Here is an 18,465-nt window from a genome sequence, read left to right as displayed (position 1 = left end):
GCCCGATGCATGTCACAGAGCTGTCCTGGATCGAGCCGATCGCGGCGGCGCGTTGTCTCGCAGATCGGCCACACTTCACGTTTCTGGATAGCGCGGCAAACGACGCCCTGCTCGGACGCTATTCATACCTGACTTGCGATCCATTCAGCATCTTCGTAATCGCAAACGGACGAGCGAGCTGCGACGGCGAGATTCTCGACAGCGCTCCATGGGACGCCCTCCGCGCGCAGCTTTACCGTTATCGGCAACAGCATCGCTGTGATCTCCCTCCCTTCCAGGGCGGTGTCGCCGGCTTCCTTTCTTACGATCTGAATACGACATTGGAACGGCTGCCGTCTCCCACAGCCCATGGCCAAGGATTTCCGCAATCGATCCTCAATTTCTACGACGTGGTGCTCGCCTATGATCATTCCGACAAACGGTGCTGGATCGTTTCGACCGGATGGCCCGAGCAAGACACCACACGTCGCCGCAGCCGTGCTCGCGCGCGAGCCGATGAACTAGCGGCACTGCTCGCGTGTCCACCTTTGCAACAGAGTTCCTCCCCTGCCGCGGCGCGCTCATGGCAGTCGAACTTCAGCCGCGACGCCTATGTCGCGGCCGTTGAGCGTGTTATTGACTTGATATTGGCCGGAGACATCTTCCAGGCAAACATCGCGCAACGCTTCAGCACTAGACTTTCGAGCCCATTCGATCCGCTTGACTTCTATTGCCGACTCCGCGCGTTGAACCCGGCGCCGTTTGCCGCTCTCCTGCGCTACGGCAAGAGAATTATAGCATCCAGCTCGCCCGAACGGTTTCTCAAGCTCAACGGTCGACACGTTGAGACGCGGCCGATCAAGGGCACGATAGCGCGCTCAACCGATCCGCAGGATGATCGGCGACGCGCCGAGTTTCTTCTTGCTAGTGAGAAAGACCATGCCGAGAACGTGATGATCGTGGATCTCCTTCGCAACGATTTGTCGCGCGCTTGCGCTGCCCACTCGGTCGAGGTTCCCACGCTGTGCAGTCTCGAGTCCTATGCTTCGGTGCACCACCTGGTTTCGGTCGTTACGGGCAAGCTCGCTGATGATCATGATGCCATCTCCCTGCTGCGCGCCTGCTTCCCCGGCGGCTCGGTTACCGGAGCACCGAAAGTGCGGTCGATGGAAATCATCGCCGATATAGAACGTGTCGCACGTGAGGTCTATTGCGGAGCCATTGGCTTCATTGGTTTCAGCGGACAGATGGATACAAATATCGCGATCCGAACCGTAACGATCGATGATGATCTTGTGGTTTTTCATGCCGGCGGCGGAATCACGGCGATGTCCGATCCAAGCACTGAATATGACGAGACGCTCGCAAAGGCGCAACGCATCTTCGATGCATTTCGCGCTCTGCCATGATTGCGATCATCGACAACTACGACTCCTTCGTCTTCAATATCGCTCGTTACTTCCGAGAACTAGGAGAAATATCGGAAGTGATCCGAAACGACGCGACCAGCATTGGAGATCTCGTCGGGCTCAAGCCGCGAGCGATAGTTATCTCACCGGGACCGTGCACGCCAACGGAGGCCGGGATCTCAAGAACCATTGTTCATGAGCTCTCCGGTCGCATCCCGATACTAGGCATCTGCCTTGGACATCAATGCATCGGGACCGCTTTCGGCGGATCGATCGCACGCGCACGCCGCCCCATGCACGGTCGGGCCTCGCACGTCACCCATGACAGCAAAGGTCTGTTCAAGGAGCTTCCGTGCCCACTTCGCGTTGGGCGTTATCACTCTCTCATTGTCGAGCTCGATGACACGTGCGGATCACCGCTGATGGTGACAGCGCGTTCCGAGGATGCCGAGATCATGGCTCTCGCACATCGTCATCATCCAACCTTCGGCGTTCAGTTTCACCCGGAATCGATCCTCACTCGTGGCGGACACACGCTGTTTTCAAATTTCTTGCAACTCGCCGAGGCTTCCCGCGTGACAGTACGATGATCGTTTCGTACATGAGTTTTGCAGCCGCTTCTTGATGCGATCTAAGGACCCAGCGTTGAGCTGGCCGCGCTACCGACATCGTGCAGATGTCGTCCAACTCTCAAATCGTCTGCAGATCTTCGGCTGCAATGTCGAGAAGTTGATTCATCGCTCGACGCGCACCGACTGGATCGCGCAGGCGGATGCATTCGAGCACCTCGTGATGTGCATCGATAGCCTTGTTTTGCGCCCGCATGAGTTCGCCGGTGATCAGGAAGCTCGACCGAAGTGCGGCCTCAATCGTCCCAACGAGCGCCCGCAGCACGACGTTATGGCTGGCGGAAATCACCCCTGCGTGGAAGGCGAGGTCTGATTCGCAACAAGCGTTAAGATCCGTCGGCAAGGCGGCGCGCATCCCTAGATAGGCCTTCTCGATGACTGCCAGATCCGAGCTGGTGGCGCGGCGAGCAGCGAGTTCGGCGGCGGCTGGCTCGATGATGCGTCGCGCTTCGATCAGACCGGATACAAGATCAGGATCTCGGCGGATGTCCGGATGCCACGACAGCACAACCGGGTCGAGGACACGCCAATCGTCACGCGGTCGGACCTTTACTCCAATCCGTGGTCGTACCTCCAGCAGGCCCTTAGCGGTAAGAACCTTGACCGCCTCGCGCAGCGTCGTCCGGCTGACAGCAAGCTCAACAGTAAGGTCGTCCTCGCGTGGCAAAGCCTCGCCAGGCCGGTAGCGGCCGCCAAGAATCCAGCCGCCCAGAATGCGCACGGTCGCGTCGTGGACCTTGCCGCCCTCGCCGCCTGTCGAAATTGAACCGGCTTGCTGCCAGCCGGAGACTTCCTCCACGTGACTACTCCCCGCTTGCGGCGCGCTGGCGTTCCTGAATGACGACCGCCAGGACCAGGAGCGCGCCCTTGGCCAGCAACTGATAGAATGTCGGCACGCTGGTAAGGATCATCCCGTTGTTCAGAACCCCGATGATTAACACACCCAGCATGGCCCCCACGATGGTGCCTTTTCCGCCCTGCAGCGCGCAACCCCCCAATATGGCGGCTGTGATAGCTTCGAGTTCGAGACCCTGGCTGCCCGAGGCCGGCTGACCCGACATCGTGCGCCCGGCCAAGATGATTCCCGCCAATGCGGCGGCCCCACCGCTCATGGAGTAAATGGCGAGCTGGTACCGGCGGATGGGGATGCCTGCCAGACGCGCGACGGTCTGATTGCCTCCGATCGCGTAGATGTTGCGCCCCACTACGGTAGCTCGCATGAATAGAGCGAAGACCGCCATGACGATGAGCAGGAGCCAGATCGCAAGTGGGATGCCGGCGAATACTCCGATCCCCAGTACGCGCAACGCATCGTCCAGAATCGGCACTGAGTTTCCGTTGTTGGTGATATAGGCAAGACCACGAAACGCCGACATGGTGCCCAGCGTTGCAATGACAGCGTTCACGGGGCCATAGACTATGATGAGGCCATTGATTGCGCCGGCGGCAAGCCCCGATGCGATACCCGCAGTAAGCCCAAATGCGACCGAGCCTGTCGCCTGGATCACGAGTGCAACAACCATGGTCGTGAGGCCGACGACCGAGCCCACGGAAATATCGAGCCCGCCTGAGACGATCACGACCGTCTGCGCCATCGCCAAGATGCCCAGGATGGTGATCGCGAGACCAATATTGACGAGGTTACGACCGGTGAAGAACACGTCCGCTCGGAGCCAGCCGAAGATCGCCAGCAGGACGGTGAGCGCAATGAGCAGGCTAAGATTCTGAGCACCCACGGTCGTCAAAAGGCGCCCGCGGTGAGATCGGCCAGAGGATCCGGTTGCAGATGCTAACATCGTGCTCATGCGTGTGTTCCGTTTACAAATGAGGAGACATCCGCCGATCCACGGCGCATGGCGAGTTCAAGCACGGCTTCCTCCGTGGCAATGCACGCAGGCAAGGTCCCGGTGATTACACCCGCGCCCATCACGGCGATCCGGTCGGCCAGGCCAAGCAGCTCCGGCATCTCGGATGAGATAAGGAGGATGGCCATTCCGTCGTCGGCGAGCGATTCGACAAGCCGGTAAATTTCAGCCTTCGCGCCAATGTCAATACCGCGAGTCGGCTCGTCGAGGATCAGGACTTTTGGCTCACGTGCAAGCCAGCGGGCGAAGACGACCTTCTGCTGGTTTCCGCCAGAGAGCTTGCCGACGGCCTGCTCGACGCTGGGCGTCTTGATGCGCAAGCGCTGCACAAGGTCGGTCGCGATTGCAGTCTCGCGCCGGCGATTGAAAATGCCAAACCGCGAGACCTTGTCGGGTACGACGAGGCTTGCGTTCTCACGCACCGACCGGACGAGAAGCAGCGCCTCCTGCTTGCGGTCCTCGGGGACAAGCCCGATCCCGGCAGCGATAGCGTCACGCGGCTCGCGCATTCGCACTGGACGATCGTCGACCAGGATGCGCCCTCCAGTTAATTCGTCGACGCCAATGATGGCGCGCGCCACCTCCGTGCGGCCGGCGCCCACCAGTCCACCGAGCCCAAGAATCTCACCGGCCCGCACCTCCAGACTCACGTTGTTGACATGAACAGTCGACACGCCTTCGAGCTTGAGCCGGACGGCGCCGTGCTTTGCCGTGCGCCGCCGGAACAGCTCCGTCACGGGCCGCCCGACCATCATCCGGACGAGTCTCTCCTCGTCCACATCCGTAGTAGGCACGGTATCGACCAGCTGACCGTCGCGCAACACCGCCACCCGGTCGGCAAGATTAATGATCTCGCGCAACCGATGGCTAATGTAGACGATCGAAACTCCGGACGACGCCATGCGCCGTATAATGGTGAAGAGCCGGCCCGCTTCGTCCTCAGTCAGGGAGGACGTCGGTTCGTCGAAAGCCAGCAGGCGGACGCCGGGACGTAATGCCCGCATAATCTCGATGAGCTGGCGCTGCGCCGGACCGAGCTGGCGAGCGGGCATGTCAGGCGACAGCACATCCTCCACTCCGAACTCGAACAGCAAAGCCGCGGCACGGCTCGCAAGATCGCGGCGGTCGAGCAACACCATTCCGCGGGTACGATAGTCGCCGATGAAGATGTTTTCACCGACAGTCAGTTCGGGGATGATCTCGGGCTCTTGATGGATCACCCGAATCCCGTGCGCATGCGCTTCGCGCGGGGTCACGAGGGTGACAGGCCGGCCCTCAGCCAGGACAGTTCCGGAGTCAGGACGGTGCTCTCCTTCGAGGATTCGCATAAGAGTGGACTTGCCGGCCCCGTTCTCGCCCACCAGTGCGAGGACGTTTCCCCGCCGAAACTCGAGCGAGACATCGCTCAGCGCCTGCACGGCACCGAAGCGCTTGCTGACGCCGGAAACGGCGGCCACAGGCGGAGCGATGTCGTGCACGTCGGTTAATGCCGGTCTTGCCATGAACACTCCCGCCGCGGCGGCAGGCCCCGCCGCATTTCAGATGATCAGGATTACTTGCAGCCGAGCGCAGGCTTGTACTGATCGAAATTGTCCCGGTTGATGAGGGTGGCGTCCTGATAGTACGTCTCCTTCATCGGCTTGCCCTTTGCTTGGTCGTACAGGGCCTGAATCGCAGCCGCTCCGTGTTTTGCCGAATCCAACCACATCGTGCCGCGGAAACCATTGGCCTTGCCCGAGCCAAATGCCTCACAAGAGCGCGAGCCATCGATCCCGATTCCGATCACCGTCTTCGGATCCATGCTGGCATTCTCGGTGGCACGCACGCCGCCGAGCACTCCGTCATCGTTGCAGGAGAAGAACACCCATCGCTTCGCACCGGGATTGGCCGTCAGCGTCGTCGAGACGACATCGATCGCGTTGACCATCGTGTTGTCATAGGGGATCGAGACCATCTGCTTTTCGGCGCCGGGAATTGAGGCCACAAGAGCTTCGCGTGCGCCCTGATTGCGACGCATGCAGGTGTCAGCCTTCTGATCCTCAATAGAGCCGATCTTGACAGAAGCGATGTCCTTGTCCCAGCCCTCGGTTTTCATGATGCGAGCGATTTCGCCGCCGACTTGTTTTCCGATGTTGAGTGCGTTCATACCCACATAGGCGACAGGCTTTCCGTCCTTGAACGTTATGTTGTCATCGACGGCGATCAGTTCGACACCTGACGTCTTCGCTTTGTCAGCGACTACCGGACCCAAGGCGCGGTCCGGGACAACGATCGCGATGCCCTTAACCCCGTCTCCAACATAGGTGTCAAATGTCGTGACCGTCAGGTTGGCATCGAACTGGACATCCTGGACCTTGAGGTCAATACCGAGTTCCTTGGCCTTGTCCTTGGCACCCTGGACCTCGCGGACGAACCAAGGATGATCGCCCATCTTGTTGATGTAGCCAAACTTGACGGTGTTCTCTGCGTGAGCCGGGAAAGCAGCGCAGGCCGCGGATAGAGCCATAATAAGTCCAGTGACCTTCATGATTTCCTCCTCGTTCCGGTCCGGTCGGAACCGTCATTGTTGTGCTATCGGCCACCGGCGGCCGGCGAGTCACTCGTGATAGAGAACCGATCGACCTCCATCGATGACGATCGCGGCCGCGTTGATGAACGGCGCCTCGTCAGAAGCAAGGAACACGGCAGTCATGGCCACTTCCTCCGGCCGGCCGATGCGGCGTGGTGGGTGAAGGTTGCATGCCCTTCGGCGTTCGGCTTCCGGGTCAGGGAACGAGGCCCAATAGTCGCGGGCGATCTGCGTCTCGATGTAGCCTGGGCAGATTGCGTTCACCCGAATGTTCTCAGCGGCGTATTGAATGCCGAGCGCCCGCGTGAGGCCGAGCAGCCCGTGCTTGGCTATTGGATAGGGGAACGTGCTTGGGATGATCGCGAAGCTATGGCACGAGGCGACATTGATGATCGCCCCGGCGCGACGCTCGCGCATCCTTGGCAGCGCGGCCTTGCAACAATGCCAGGCGCCGTCGAGATCAACGGCGAAGCAACGCCGCCATTCCTCCTCAGTCGTCTCAAGCGGTTCGTGGAAGACGTTGACGCCGGCATTGTTAACGAGAACGTCGATTCGACCGAAACGAGAGAGCACATCGTCGATCAAGCGCTGGCAGCTCTCTGGCGCGGCCACGTCGGTCTCGACGAAATGACTGTCGACGCCAGTCGCGACGAGGCATTCTGTCACCGCCCGCCCCGTCTCCGGGGCCTTCTCGGCCACGATAACGGCGGCCCCCTCCGCCGCGAAGGCGCGGGCAATTGCTTCCCCGATGCCGCGCCCCGCTCCAGTGATAACCGCCACCTTGTCCTTCAAACGTCCTGCCATGGCGTGCCTCACCAGTCGACAACGGTGCCGTCGTCGAGAACGGCATTGACGGTATGGATGACCTCTTGCTGGAAGGGATGGCGCGCGCACGCGGCTTCATTCACCTCGATCCCAAGGCCCGGCGCCTCCGGAATCTGCCAATGGCCGTCCACCATTCGAATCGGGCCCTGTACGACGTCGAAGTACCAGGGAACGGCGCCCACCATCTCCTCCTGTATAACGTGGTTGGGGGTCGAGACAGCGAAGTGCAGCGCGGCGACGCCAGCAATGGGCCCGAGCGGGTTGTGTGGCGCGATGCCAACCGAGGCGTTCTCCGCCATGGCAGCGATCTTCTTGGCCTCGAGCAGTCCGCCCACATGACAGATGTCGGGCTGAACGATGTCCACGGCGCGGGAGCGGAAAAGATCATCGAACTCGAAGCGATCGACGAGACGCTCGCCGGCGGCGGTCGGAACACGGCTCTTGGCGGTCACAGCGGCGAGGCTCGGCGTATCGCCGGGCGGCAGCGGCTCCTCTACGAAGAGCGGACGCGCAGGCGCGAGCGCTTCGATATAGGCAAGCGCTGCCGAGACAGACGCCGTCCGTCCATGGAAATCGATCATGATCTCGACTGACGGCCCGACCGCTGCGCGTAGCGCCTCCATCATGCGCGCGACCTTGTCAACTTCGGACAGGCTCGCGGTGTAGTTGGTGTAGGGGATGAATACTGCTTTGAACGCGCGATAGCCCTTGGCAGTTACCTCGCGCGCACGTTGGACCAGCGGCTCGGCCTCGAGCGTTTCGTAAACAGCGCGCATGTCGCCCAGACCGAGGTGGGTGTAGACCTTCACCCGGTCGCGCACCTTGCCCCCAAGCAGGCGCCAGACGGGAACGCCGAGCGACTTGCCGAAAATGTCCCAAAGCGCGAGTTCGATGCCCGAGACGGCGGACGTGCCGATCACTCCCAGGCGCCAGAAGCTTTGCTTCTTCATGACTCGCACGAGTTGCTCGATGTCGCGTGGATCGCGCCCGAGCAAGAGCGGAGCGAGGTCCTCAACGGCACCGGCGACAGCGCGCGTCTTCCATTCAAGCGTTGCTTCGCCCCAGCCATAAAGCCCCGGTTGATCGGTCTCGACGCGCACAAAGACCCAGTTGCGCATCTCGGCATTCACGACTCGGGTCGTCACCGAGGTGATCTTCACGTCATTGCCCCTCATCTTGCGAATTTGCTGATCCGATGATATCGTATTATTAATCGTATGAATAAGAAATAAGATCGTATCTTGACGTTTGTCAATCCCAAAACGGGAAAGGGGTGAGCAGCCCCCGATTGACAGGCAGCCGTCGTAGGGGGTGAAGCGATGACGATCGAGCTTGCCGTCGATTGCCGGAATCAACTTGGCGAGGGACCAATCTGGGACGTCCGGGAGCAGGCGCTTTACTGGGTCGACATCGCCGGTCGCGAGCTGCAGCGGTTCGACAGTGCAAGCGAATCTGTTCGGCGATGTTTGATGCCGGAGCGTGTCGCGTCCTTCGCGTTGCGCCGCTCGTCGGGAATGGTGCTCGCGCTGGAGAGTGGCTTTGCCTTCTTCGAGCCTCTGACGGAGGAGTTTCGCTGGATCGCCCGTCCCGAGGCAACGATCGGGCGCAATCGCTTCAATGACGGAAAGTGCGACAGCTCAGGACGATTCTGGGCCGGCACCATGGACGACGCCGGTACCGAATATACAGGCAGCCTATATCGACTCGATGCCGACCTGACGGTGCACCGCATGGAGAATGGCGTCGGGATACCCAATTCGCTGGCCTGGAGTCCCGACGACCGTACCTTCTACTTCGCGGACACGCTCGATGGACGGATCTACGCCTATGACTATGACGCGCCGAGCGGGGCAATCTCGCAGAAGAGGCTGTTCGTCTCAACGAGCGATCCCGGCTCCCCTGATGGCTCGGCGATCGACAGCGAAGGATATCTTTGGAACGCCGAGTGGGATGGCTGGCGCGTCGTCCGATATGCGCCGGACGGGAGTATCGACCGGGTCATCCCTCTTCCAGTGCAGAAGCCAACCAGCTGCGCGTTCGGCGGGCCCGATCTCCGAACGCTGTACGTCACCAGCGCGAGATGGGACCTGGCCCCGTCCGACTTGGCGGCACAACCGTGGGCGGGCGGCGTCCTGACCATGCAAGTGGACGTCGCCGGCCTGCCGGCTGCTCGCTTCGCTGGATAACATACGAAGCACGGCAAAAAAAATGGGCAGCCAACGAGTTTTCCTCTCAGACGGCGAAGCCGAGCTGGAGATCACTCCCAGCCTCGGCGCCGGCATAGCGCGCTATGATTTTCTTGGCCCGAAGGGCCGCGAGCCACTGTTCAGGCCCGCTCCCGAACACACCCGCGACCCTTTTGCACTGGGATGCAACTTGCTCGCCCCGTGGTCTAACCGGATCTCCAACGGCGGCTTCTTCTTTGAGGGCCGTTTCCACCCTCTAGAACCGAATTTGCCAGGAGAGCCTTTCCCAATCCACGGCAACGCGTTCGGGCTACCATGGCAAGTTCAACGCCTCGGGCGCCACTCTGCCTGCCTTAGTCTCGACAGTGAAGGACCAGGACCATTCCTTTATCGCGCCGACGTTTGCTATAGGCTCGATGAAGGCGCTCTGACAGTAGCCCTCGCAATCACCAATAAGGCGGCAACCGCACTGCCCTATGGACTCGGATTGCATCCGTGGTTTCCGCGAACACCGCAAACGAGACTCCTTGCTCCCGCTCCTCTGGTGTGGCTGGAGGATGTGCGACATCTTCCAACCCGACGGGTTGCGGTTGAGCTGCGACCGGATTGGGATTTTCGAAGCGAACGCGTCCTGCCAAAGGGCTGGATCAACAATGGTTTTGAAGAATGGACATGCGCTGCGCGCATCGTCTGGCCCGAGCGCTCGTTGGTACTCGATGTTGCGGCCGATCCGCCCCTTTCGACCTGCATCATCTACTCGCCTGGAGTGGCGGCCGACTTTCTCTGCGTCGAACCCGTCAGTCATCTCGTGAATGCGCACAACATGCCGGCAGGTCCGGCAGCGAACGGTCTTGCGATTCTCCGACAGGGCGAATCGCTAGCCGCCACATGCCGGTTCGCACCTCATGCGGTCCCGCAGACACCATTATGCAAGCCTATTCCGGATCGCCAGAACAGCACACACGCCTGGTGACGCTCGTGTCCAAGAGAAAACAAACAGGTAGGAGGAAATACTTTGTCAGAAGAGCAGATCTACAAAACGGTGACTTGGCGGCTGCTACCCTTTATCGCTACGTGCTACATGGTCGCCTATCTGGACCGGGTGAACGTTGGCTTCGCAAAATTGCAGATGCTGAACGATCTCGGGATGTCGGAAGCGGCGTATGGCTTGGGTGCCGGAATATTCTTCCTCGGCTACCTGCTGTTCGAGGTGCCCAGCAATCTTATCTTGCACAAGGTGGGCGCAAAATCGTGGCTAGCTCGCATCATGATCACATGGGGAATTATCTCCGGCGCGATGGCATATACCGGCGAGCTTGGCGCGCTGTTTGGTGTCAGCAGCGAGACCATGTTCTACATTCTAAGATTTCTTCTTGGTCTAGCCGAGGCGGGATTCTTTCCTGGTTTGATCCTCTACTTGAGCTATTGGTATCCATCCTATCGTCAGGCACGGATCGTCGCGCTGCTTCTGATTGCCCAGCCAGTATCGTTTATTATCGGTGGACCACTATCAGGCTGGATCATCGACTCCATGTCGGGCGCCGGAGAGATGCAGGGCTGGAAATGGATGTTCATCATTGAAGCGATACCCGCGGTTGTCCTTGGGGCATCGATCCCGTTTTACCTGAACAATGGCATCCAAACGGCGCACTGGCTATCTGCCGAAGAAAAGCTGATCATGTCGCGAAACCTCGCTCAAGAAAACAAGACGAAGTCAGACTATCCTCTGGGCCACCTGCTACGGATCGGCATGGTTTGGACCTTCGTCCTGATCTACTTCCTTCTGGTGATCGGCATATATGGAATCAATTTCTGGCTGCCGTCGATCATCAAGTCGACAGGTGTGCGAAGCAATCTTACCGTCGGGCTCGTTACGGCTATTCCCTACGCAATTAGCGTAGCCATAATGCTCTGGGCATCTCATCATGCCGAGAAAGTCAACGAGAAGCGATGGCACACGACAATTGCGGGGGTCCTCGCCGGACTTGGATTGATAGCGAGCGCTTACGTCGGGTCAAACACCGTCTTGACGATCGCATTCATCTCCGTGGCAATTGGAGGAGGCCTAACGGTCAATGCTCTCTTTTGGAGCTTTCCTAACTCGATGCTGACCGGCGCCGCCGCGGCAGCTGGAATCGCGACTATCAATTCTATCGGAGCGTTAGGCGGTTTCTTTGGTCCTACGATTCTCGGTTGGCTTTCAACTCGATTGGGCGATACCAGCGCAGGACTATCCGTTCTTGGGCTCTGCTTGATCGCATCAGGCCTGGTCGTAGCGCTGTCCTGCAAAGATCATGGCCTCAAGCAGGCCGAGCGCAACGCACCGGGGCGAGAGCCTGCTGCAGAGTTTGGATCGGCGAGACAGTAGCCTCGCTAAAGCAGATAGTCCGAGACCGCTCCGTTCAGAATAGGCCTGGCAGGGACTATCGAGCGGTCTCGACGCTCTGTTTGAATACGAGCGAACGCCCTGCGCTCTCCGATATCCGAGCGATGAGATGCCCAATTCGAGCGGGCATCTTTCCTGACCGCCCCCTCTAACACGAGTGTCCAGGTGCGAGCCGGAATCCAACGCTCGAATTGTGGAGCTTATCAGGACAGCTCCGATATGCACTGGCGTTCATCGTGCATCATCGCAGTATGGCGGAAGGACGACCTGGAAAGTCGCGCCAGGCCCAAGATTACGAGAAGCAGACAGTCGCCCTCCGTGAGCCTCTACTATTGTGCGACAGATCGAGAGCCCCATCCCCATGCCACCTGATTTCGTGGAGAAAAACGGATTGAAAATCGTGTCCGCGTTCTCAGCGGAGATCCCGACGCCACAATCGGTCACAGCCAAGAACATCCAGCCTGCTTCGTTCTGCCCCGACTTGATGACCAGTTCACGCGAGCGATCGGTTACTGCACTCATGGCCTCAATGCCATTCGTCACCAGGTTGATAATCACCTGCTGCAGTTGGACTCGATCGCCTAGAATTTTCGGCAGTGGGGGAGCCAGCTCCATCCGCAAAGCGGTTTCGTGGCTAACGAATTCTCGCTTCACAATCGCCATCACCTCGCTGACAACCTCATTGAGGTCGAGCGGTCCCATCTCCACTTCGGTCTTCTTCGCGAGCGCCCGGACGCGCCGAACCACCTCGGTCGCCCGATTGCTGTCGTCGATAATCCATCCCACTGACCGGCGCGCAGCCTCTAAATTGGGAGGATTGCGGTCGAGCCATCCGAGGCATGCTCCCGCATTGGACACGATTGCACCAAGTGGTTGGTTGATTTCGTGAGATATCGACGCCGTCAGTTCGCCTAAGGACGTCACACGGGTGATGTGGGCAAGCTCCACTTGCGCGGTGTGCAAGGCCCGTTCGGCCTGGTCGGCACGGATGGTCGCAGTGATATCGGTAGCGGTGCCCCGGTAGCCAAGAAATTGTCCGCTTGTGTCGTAGTGAGGTCTGCCGCTCGTACGAATGTAGAGCGGAGATCCATCGCGGCTTGCAGCGCGGTACACGAAGTCGCGAAACGGAAGATGCGCATTCAGCGTCGCCTGATGTTGCCGCCATTTCTCGGGCTCCGATTCGACATCGGATGCGAGCTCCCAGCGAAGCAAACCGATGAGCCCCGAGGCCAGGATGTCGACGGATTTGGCGTGTATTGACAGACCGCAAAACCGGTGGTCTGGCCCGGTCTCCCATATCCAATCGGTAGCCGTTTCGACGTAATCGCGAAAGCGCTGTTCGCTCTCACGAAGGGCAGTCTCCGTCTGCTTGCGGTCCTCAATATCGGTCGCCGCGCCATACCATTCGACAATCTTGCCTGCTTGGTCCCGCTGCGGTTGGGTGCGGAACAAAAACCAGCGGTACTGACCGTCAAAACGGCGCAACCGCGCTTCAGCCTCTCCAGCAATACCCGACGCCCATATCGCGCGGAAAGCTTCCGACAGGCCTGCCACGTCGTCTGGATGAATGACTGCTTTCACCAGCTTCGAATGTAGCGCCTGTTCCTTCGACAGGCCTGTAAAGTCTAGGTATTGGTGATTGACGAACTCGATGGCTCCGTCGGGTTGGTTGAGCCACATCAGGGCGGGGACGGCGTCGATGACCCGCCGGAGGTAATCTTCAGACCGATCGATCTGATTGATCGCCTTCTTCCGTCCTCTCGCAACAACTTGCTCCGTGACAATCATGTCGTGCCCTCCGGAAGCGTATGCGAAATCAGCGCCTGCGATGCGTCTTTTTTCCTAGAGCTTGACGCGATTACTATACACCTTCCTGGCCCGCATCATAGGTGGCGACACGACGGCCTGAGCTTCCCGACTGACTCTCTCTGGTAGCAAGGAGAATTGGTCTCAACCCTTCGAAACGTTCACGCGGCACTGCAAACCGATCGCGCTTCGACTCTCTTCGCCCAGATCACGCAAGGAACCTGCATTGCAACGCCGCCAGTCCACATGACTGTCAACCAACCTATGGCGTAGGAGACTTTCGGCCCGGGAGCATCGGAAGGGCATTTCGATCATGGGGCATGCTGGCTCGCGAGACAATTGCTTCAGTTCGACGAATCAAATGACGTGAGATACCCCAGCGCGACTTCGTCAGTTCTCGGGTCGGTCGCGAGCAGCGCTCGACGCTCCACCAGGCTGCGAAGGTGGTAGCCGAGGCGCTGCACGTCTTCGCGAATTAGTTCACTCACCGACCGTACGGCGCGCTTCTTCTTACGCCAATTTCCGCCCAAATCCGAAGGAACAGGAGATCCACGCGGCACGACTAGGAGGTCGTTCCTTCCGTTCAAGTAAACGTCGTACATGAAATTCCCCGCTAGACGCCTCTTCAAGCGCGCCTGGTCGACACCAGTCTGCTCCCAAAATCTTCCCAAGAGCTCCGCCAAATAGCGTGGATCGGAGACAATACGAAGAGTTTCTGTTGCCGTCGATCTCCAAGGGGCTCGCACCGTGCGCCACAGGTTCAGGCCACGAACCGGCACTGCGAGGCTGCCGTTCGCATGTCCATGTCTCGACCTCGATTCATGTGATCGTCGATCTCGGCGGCACAGCCCAGCATTCGAGCGTGGATAAACATCGTGAATGCCGCGCTTTCGAGCGCTGACTTGGATAGGAGTCCGTCGCGGTATGGCTGCCAAAGCATTTTGAGCAACAGCGCCGCAATAACCGCGTCTATGTTGACACAGTACACTACTCGCGACACACCCACTTCGAATAGCGCTTTGACGAGCGCGCGATAATAGGCGTGGAAGACGTTGTATTCGCCGCGATCAGTCAGAAGGTCGTGAATCCAACGTTCTCGAGGATCGTGGTTGACGGCTTTGTCCTTAAAGACAGGATGGTTGACCCCCGGAATTTTTTGAAGACCTGTACCGCCTCCCCGCGCTCGCTCAGACTTGTATTGCGCATAGTTCGCTGCCGTCTTCGCGGCGAGCGCTTCCAGATCAATTCCATGATTGGCGTCGCCAGGATCGACCAGAGAGGTCTCTTTAAACTGTTCGATCAGAAACGCGATGGCCTCATACCCGTTACCGCCATGCGCGTAACCGCTATGGGTCAAAAAGCCGATCGTCGCCTTGTTAAGCTGCACGCGGTCTGGACTTTCTGGCCCATCAGCCGAGACCGCACCCTTGGCGCCCTGCGCGGAGATCGTACCGGGACCATTCGACAATAATAGCCCTATCAACGTATCGAATATGAAGACGCTGCCCGGATCAGCCTTGTTTCGGCCAACGATAGCGAGACAACCAATCTCGCCGAGAGAGTATCGGTTCATCAGCTTTTCGTTTGAAACACCGCAAAAGGATGATGGCTTATGCTCTATCGCCGAAACAGATGCGCCGAGGAGGACGCCGAATAGGTGCAGCCACCACGGTAGGCTTTCTGCTGTGGCACGCGAGATCCGCTTTCGCATCAATGGCTTCCATGCCAACGTCGTCGCGATGGCCGCAAGGACGGCGTCATGGGTCGGATGACCGCCGAGGCTGTGCAAAAAGCGTAGGAAGACCGACCGGGCGCGTCGCGCTGTGATCGCATTGATCAGTGCCTCGGCCCGCGGATCGGGTGTCGCTTGCAGCAGCAACTTCGCGAATCCGTCGTCTGCGCCTATCAGCCTGACGTCGAAATTCTCATCGAGCACATCTGCAAGGCCCGTTTCCGCAAACCGATCGGTCAACATGGTACAGATGCGCCGGGCTGTCTCAACCCGCCGTGGACCGACCAGACTTGCCGCAGCAGCCAGTGCGACATTTGGCGAATTTCCAGCCGCCCGCGACGCCTCCGCCGCGGCGAGTTCAGGCCGTTTGTAAAGGTTTACCTCTGCCGCTATTGCCGCATTCACGAGGGCGCGATCATTCTCGCTCGCCGGCTCGCGCAAGAGGGCGAGCAGAAGGTTGGCCTCCATGGGATGGCGTGCTGCCTCCAAGAGCGACGTCCCGTGGAGGCTCGTGATCTGCGTTTGTGGATCCATTTGTGAGGCGCCGGAGACGTCCTTCATGGACTGCCGTGGATAAGTCACGCCGATCTGGCAATTGAGTTGTGTAATCTGGGCGCCATAGGGCGCTATTGCCTCGACTTCCGGCAAATCGAGGTGCTTCGGGAGGTCGAGCCCGGCGTTCGAGCCAAACCAAGGCTTTAGCGCGAGACTAGCCTCCGGCGCGAAGTCGTGGCCAATCCCGTTCTTACGCATCACTGCCGTTAGTGCGGCCGGGATGAAGGCAATGTTGGTGACCACCGCGCCCTGTTTGGAGACAACGGGGTTGTCGGGCGTGAAGACACCATCGACGCAAAGCTTTTCCAGGAACCAGTGTTCCTTGGCGGCCGCATCATCGTCTCCGCCGGCCATGGCGCCGGCGTGACCAACTGGCCGTGCCAGCCGGCTCTTCCAGCGACCAACTACGCAGGCGACTACGGGCTTCGTGAACTGGGCATCGAGTTCATAGTAACCGCCCGGCTCGACATACAGCACTGCCGCCTTGCTTCGCTCATCATTGGCGAGGGCAAAAGCGAATTCGGGAGCGGCATACTGGATATAGATATCTTTGCCGCTTGAAATCAGCGTGGTCGTTCCCCATCCGCCCATGCGCAGGTAGGCGGCGATGGTGGTCGTGAAATTTCCCGAATTGGAGAAGATTGCAACCGAGCCTGGTTTCAGTATCTCGGCGGGGTTGTCGCCGCCGAGGGCTCCTCCAATGCGCACCCGTTGGTAGGAATCGGCTACCCCGAGGCTATTGCCGCCGAAAATATCGACACGATTGTGCTGCCCGAGTGCGCGTATCTCTCTACTGTCGTGAACTGAGAGCTTCTCCGTCACGATGAAGATCTTTCGAAGCTCGGGATTGACCCGAATCAATTCGGCGACTCCGTCTCGAGCACCGGACGGTGGTAGGTAGACCACGCCGCAATTGAAGCGGAGACCCGCCTCCAGGCCTTCCCGCACGTTGTTGAAGACCGGAACGCCGCCAAGCGCCGTTTCTAGAACCTGCCCACGGCGCCCCGGTGACGTTCCGAATACGACATTGCCTCCGGAATATGCATGACCTACGGGCGTTACGTCGGTCGACTCGCTGCCCAGGATGTTGAGGACGCAAACCTTGTCTGCCCGCGTCGCAATCTGTTCGAGCGAGCTAATGCCGACGTGGTACTTGAAGTTGCCGTTGCTTGTCTTCTGCACGCCGATCTCCTTAAGCGGTCGCCTGTTGCGCTCGACTGCCAGCGTTCAGTGAACGCGCGATAAGCTCGCGCCCGCCTCGTTTCATCCACTGGTCCGCTTCTCGCGCGTAGCCCACGACCTCGCTCATGTCGGAGTCGAATCCAAAAAATCGGTAGGGCAACCCCAGCGCTTCAGCGGTGTCGCGCAGGGCACCCATGCCGCGCACGAGATTTGGGCCACCTCGCCCCACCACAATGAATAACGGGGTCGGACCGTATCGAGCTACATGCTCCCGCAACGCATCGGCGAGCGCACGAAACGTCTCGAAAACGTCCGTGTTGTTCGACTTTCCACCGATGATGAAAAGTACGTTCGCCTGGCCTAGCCAGTGCCGGAAGCAAACGCGTGCGACCTCCTTCATCTTCTCATAGGACGGGTTGCCGCCGAAGTCAGACGAGATGATCGCGTCGTCGCCGAGAATCTCGGTCACGAGCGAGTTGGCGCCGCCCCCAAAAGTGGGCGCGAGGATCGTCCCCTCGCTGTTGATCACGCAAACATCGCTTTGCCCCTGGTAGGTTCGGAGCCGGTTGATCTCCGCCTCGAAATCCGAGTACCCATCGGAAAGTAGATGGCTAGGAAGGTCGAGCCGTTGCCAGCGCATGTCATCGCGGTCAAAGGAGCATTTGAAATCGCAAGCAACCGGCGTTAACCGGCCCTTGGAATCTGGCCGCATCCTGATTGGGTCGAGCTCGATCGTGGTCATACCGAAGCCGTGGTACAATTCCCACAGCTTTGGGAGCTGCTGCACCAATGGAGAGATGAGCTCCTTTGGCGCATTCAACTCTGAAAGGGCGTTGGCGACCACGAAGGCCTTTAAGCCGGTAAGCGGGTCAAATGGGACTTGTACGACCTCGCTCTTATCGAGCTCTTCGATGTCTACACCGCCCTTATGGGTCAATGTCATCGTTGGAGCGCGGAAACGGGTGCTATCGGTGATGGAGAAGTAAATCTCGTGCGCAGCCGGGACGGCGCCTTCGAAAGTAACCCCATTGGCCTTGGCGGTTACGTTTCCTTGACGGTGTTCGGCAAAATAGAGGCGTTCTTTTTCGCACAGAGCACCCTTGAGATCGGAAACCCGTCCAAGTAACCCGGCCTTGCCTTTCTTGCCAACGCCGCCTTTGAACACCGGCTTGATAAAGATCGAGTGGTGGCGATCTATCAGGCACTTGATCTGCTCTTCACTCGCGTCCGGTCCCAGGACCTCAGCGGTGGGGAAACCGACAAATTGCAAGAGCTTCGCCCCGTGCAGCATGCCCGTGACCTGCATTTATGCCCTCCACACTGCAACTTATTGATTGACCGG

The 18,465-nt window shown here is 59.3% G+C and carries 15 protein-coding genes; 5 read left to right on the top strand and 10 right to left on the bottom strand.

Annotated elements, in window-relative coordinates; genetic code table 11:
- Positions 1-5 precede the first annotated feature (5 nt).
- Both pabB and NLM27_RS03345 read left to right on the top strand, forming a co-directional pair.
- Positions 6-1,388 (top strand): aminodeoxychorismate synthase component I, encoded by a 1,383-nt coding sequence (gene pabB, locus NLM27_RS03350; RefSeq protein ID WP_254141988.1) that lies wholly within the window; start codon positions 6-8, stop codon positions 1,386-1,388.
- Positions 1,385-1,978: an aminodeoxychorismate/anthranilate synthase component II gene (locus NLM27_RS03345; protein WP_254141987.1), complete on the top strand. Its 594-nt coding sequence runs from the start codon at positions 1,385-1,387 to the stop codon at positions 1,976-1,978. Before pabB ends, NLM27_RS03345 begins: the two co-directional genes overlap by 4 nt.
- A gap of 100 nt (positions 1,979-2,078) precedes the next feature.
- Here NLM27_RS03345 and NLM27_RS03340 read toward each other — a convergent pair whose 3' ends face one another.
- The 6 genes from NLM27_RS03340 to dgoD all read right to left on the bottom strand — a co-directional run bounded on the left by NLM27_RS03340 (position 2,079) and on the right by dgoD (position 8,436).
- Positions 2,079-2,816, bottom strand: a complete 738-nt coding sequence (locus NLM27_RS03340) for a FadR/GntR family transcriptional regulator (protein WP_254141986.1) — start codon at positions 2,814-2,816, stop codon at positions 2,079-2,081.
- A 4-nt stretch (positions 2,817-2,820) separates the two neighbouring features.
- Positions 2,821-3,822, bottom strand: a complete 1,002-nt coding sequence (locus NLM27_RS03335; RefSeq protein WP_254141985.1) for an ABC transporter permease — start codon at positions 3,820-3,822, stop codon at positions 2,821-2,823.
- A complete protein-coding gene (locus tag NLM27_RS03330) occupies positions 3,819-5,384 on the bottom strand; it encodes a sugar ABC transporter ATP-binding protein (protein ID WP_254141984.1) in 1,566 nt (521 codons plus the stop codon). Before NLM27_RS03330 ends, NLM27_RS03335 begins: the two co-directional genes overlap by 4 nt.
- 50 nt (positions 5,385-5,434) lie before the next feature.
- On the bottom strand, positions 5,435-6,409 hold the full coding sequence (locus NLM27_RS03325) for a substrate-binding domain-containing protein (protein WP_254141983.1): 975 nt from the start codon (positions 6,407-6,409) through the stop codon (positions 5,435-5,437).
- Between the two features lie 69 nt (positions 6,410-6,478).
- Positions 6,479-7,255: an SDR family oxidoreductase gene (locus NLM27_RS03320; protein ID WP_254141982.1), complete on the bottom strand. Its 777-nt coding sequence runs from the start codon at positions 7,253-7,255 to the stop codon at positions 6,479-6,481.
- 8 nt (positions 7,256-7,263) lie between these two features.
- Positions 7,264-8,436 carry a galactonate dehydratase gene (gene dgoD, locus NLM27_RS03315; RefSeq protein WP_254141981.1) on the bottom strand — a complete coding sequence of 391 codons (1,173 nt, stop codon included), beginning with the start codon at positions 8,434-8,436 and terminating at the stop codon, positions 7,264-7,266.
- A gap of 159 nt (positions 8,437-8,595) precedes the next feature.
- On the opposite strand from dgoD, the gene NLM27_RS03310 reads away from it, so the two are divergent.
- Genes NLM27_RS03310 through NLM27_RS03300 form a run of 3 tightly spaced genes read left to right on the top strand, consistent with a single transcriptional unit; the run spans position 8,596 to position 11,830 of the window.
- Positions 8,596-9,462 carry an SMP-30/gluconolactonase/LRE family protein gene (locus tag NLM27_RS03310; RefSeq protein ID WP_254141980.1) on the top strand — a complete coding sequence of 289 codons (867 nt, stop codon included), beginning with the start codon at positions 8,596-8,598 and terminating at the stop codon, positions 9,460-9,462.
- A gap of 22 nt (positions 9,463-9,484) precedes the next feature.
- Positions 9,485-10,435 carry an aldose 1-epimerase gene (locus NLM27_RS03305; RefSeq protein ID WP_254141979.1) on the top strand — a complete coding sequence of 317 codons (951 nt, stop codon included), beginning with the start codon at positions 9,485-9,487 and terminating at the stop codon, positions 10,433-10,435.
- Between the two features lie 42 nt (positions 10,436-10,477).
- Complete coding sequence (locus tag NLM27_RS03300; protein WP_254141978.1) at positions 10,478-11,830, top strand: MFS transporter; 1,353 nt, start codon at positions 10,478-10,480, stop codon at positions 11,828-11,830.
- A gap of 249 nt (positions 11,831-12,079) precedes the next feature.
- On the opposite strand, the gene NLM27_RS03295 is transcribed toward NLM27_RS03300, so the two are convergent.
- From NLM27_RS03295 to NLM27_RS03280, 4 genes are all read right to left on the bottom strand, one after another.
- Positions 12,080-13,636 carry a PAS domain S-box protein gene (locus NLM27_RS03295; RefSeq protein WP_254141977.1) on the bottom strand — a complete coding sequence of 519 codons (1,557 nt, stop codon included), beginning with the start codon at positions 13,634-13,636 and terminating at the stop codon, positions 12,080-12,082.
- 362 nt (positions 13,637-13,998) lie between these two features.
- Positions 13,999-14,256 (bottom strand): hypothetical protein, encoded by a 258-nt coding sequence (locus tag NLM27_RS03290; protein ID WP_254141976.1) that lies wholly within the window; start codon positions 14,254-14,256, stop codon positions 13,999-14,001.
- Between the two features lie 158 nt (positions 14,257-14,414).
- The gene (locus tag NLM27_RS03285) at positions 14,415-17,123 is read right to left on the bottom strand and encodes a CoA-binding protein (protein WP_254141975.1); all 2,709 of its coding nucleotides are present in this window, start codon (positions 17,121-17,123) and stop codon (positions 14,415-14,417) included.
- A 10-nt stretch (positions 17,124-17,133) separates the two neighbouring features.
- Complete coding sequence (locus NLM27_RS03280) at positions 17,134-18,429, bottom strand: ATP citrate lyase citrate-binding domain-containing protein (RefSeq protein ID WP_254141974.1); 1,296 nt, start codon at positions 18,427-18,429, stop codon at positions 17,134-17,136.
- Positions 18,430-18,465 lie beyond the last annotated feature (36 nt).

Source organism: Bradyrhizobium sp. CCGB12 (assembly GCF_024199845.1).
In the GTDB taxonomy this organism is placed as follows: domain Bacteria; phylum Pseudomonadota; class Alphaproteobacteria; order Rhizobiales; family Xanthobacteraceae; genus Bradyrhizobium.
This window is presented reverse-complemented; position numbering and strand designations above follow the sequence as displayed.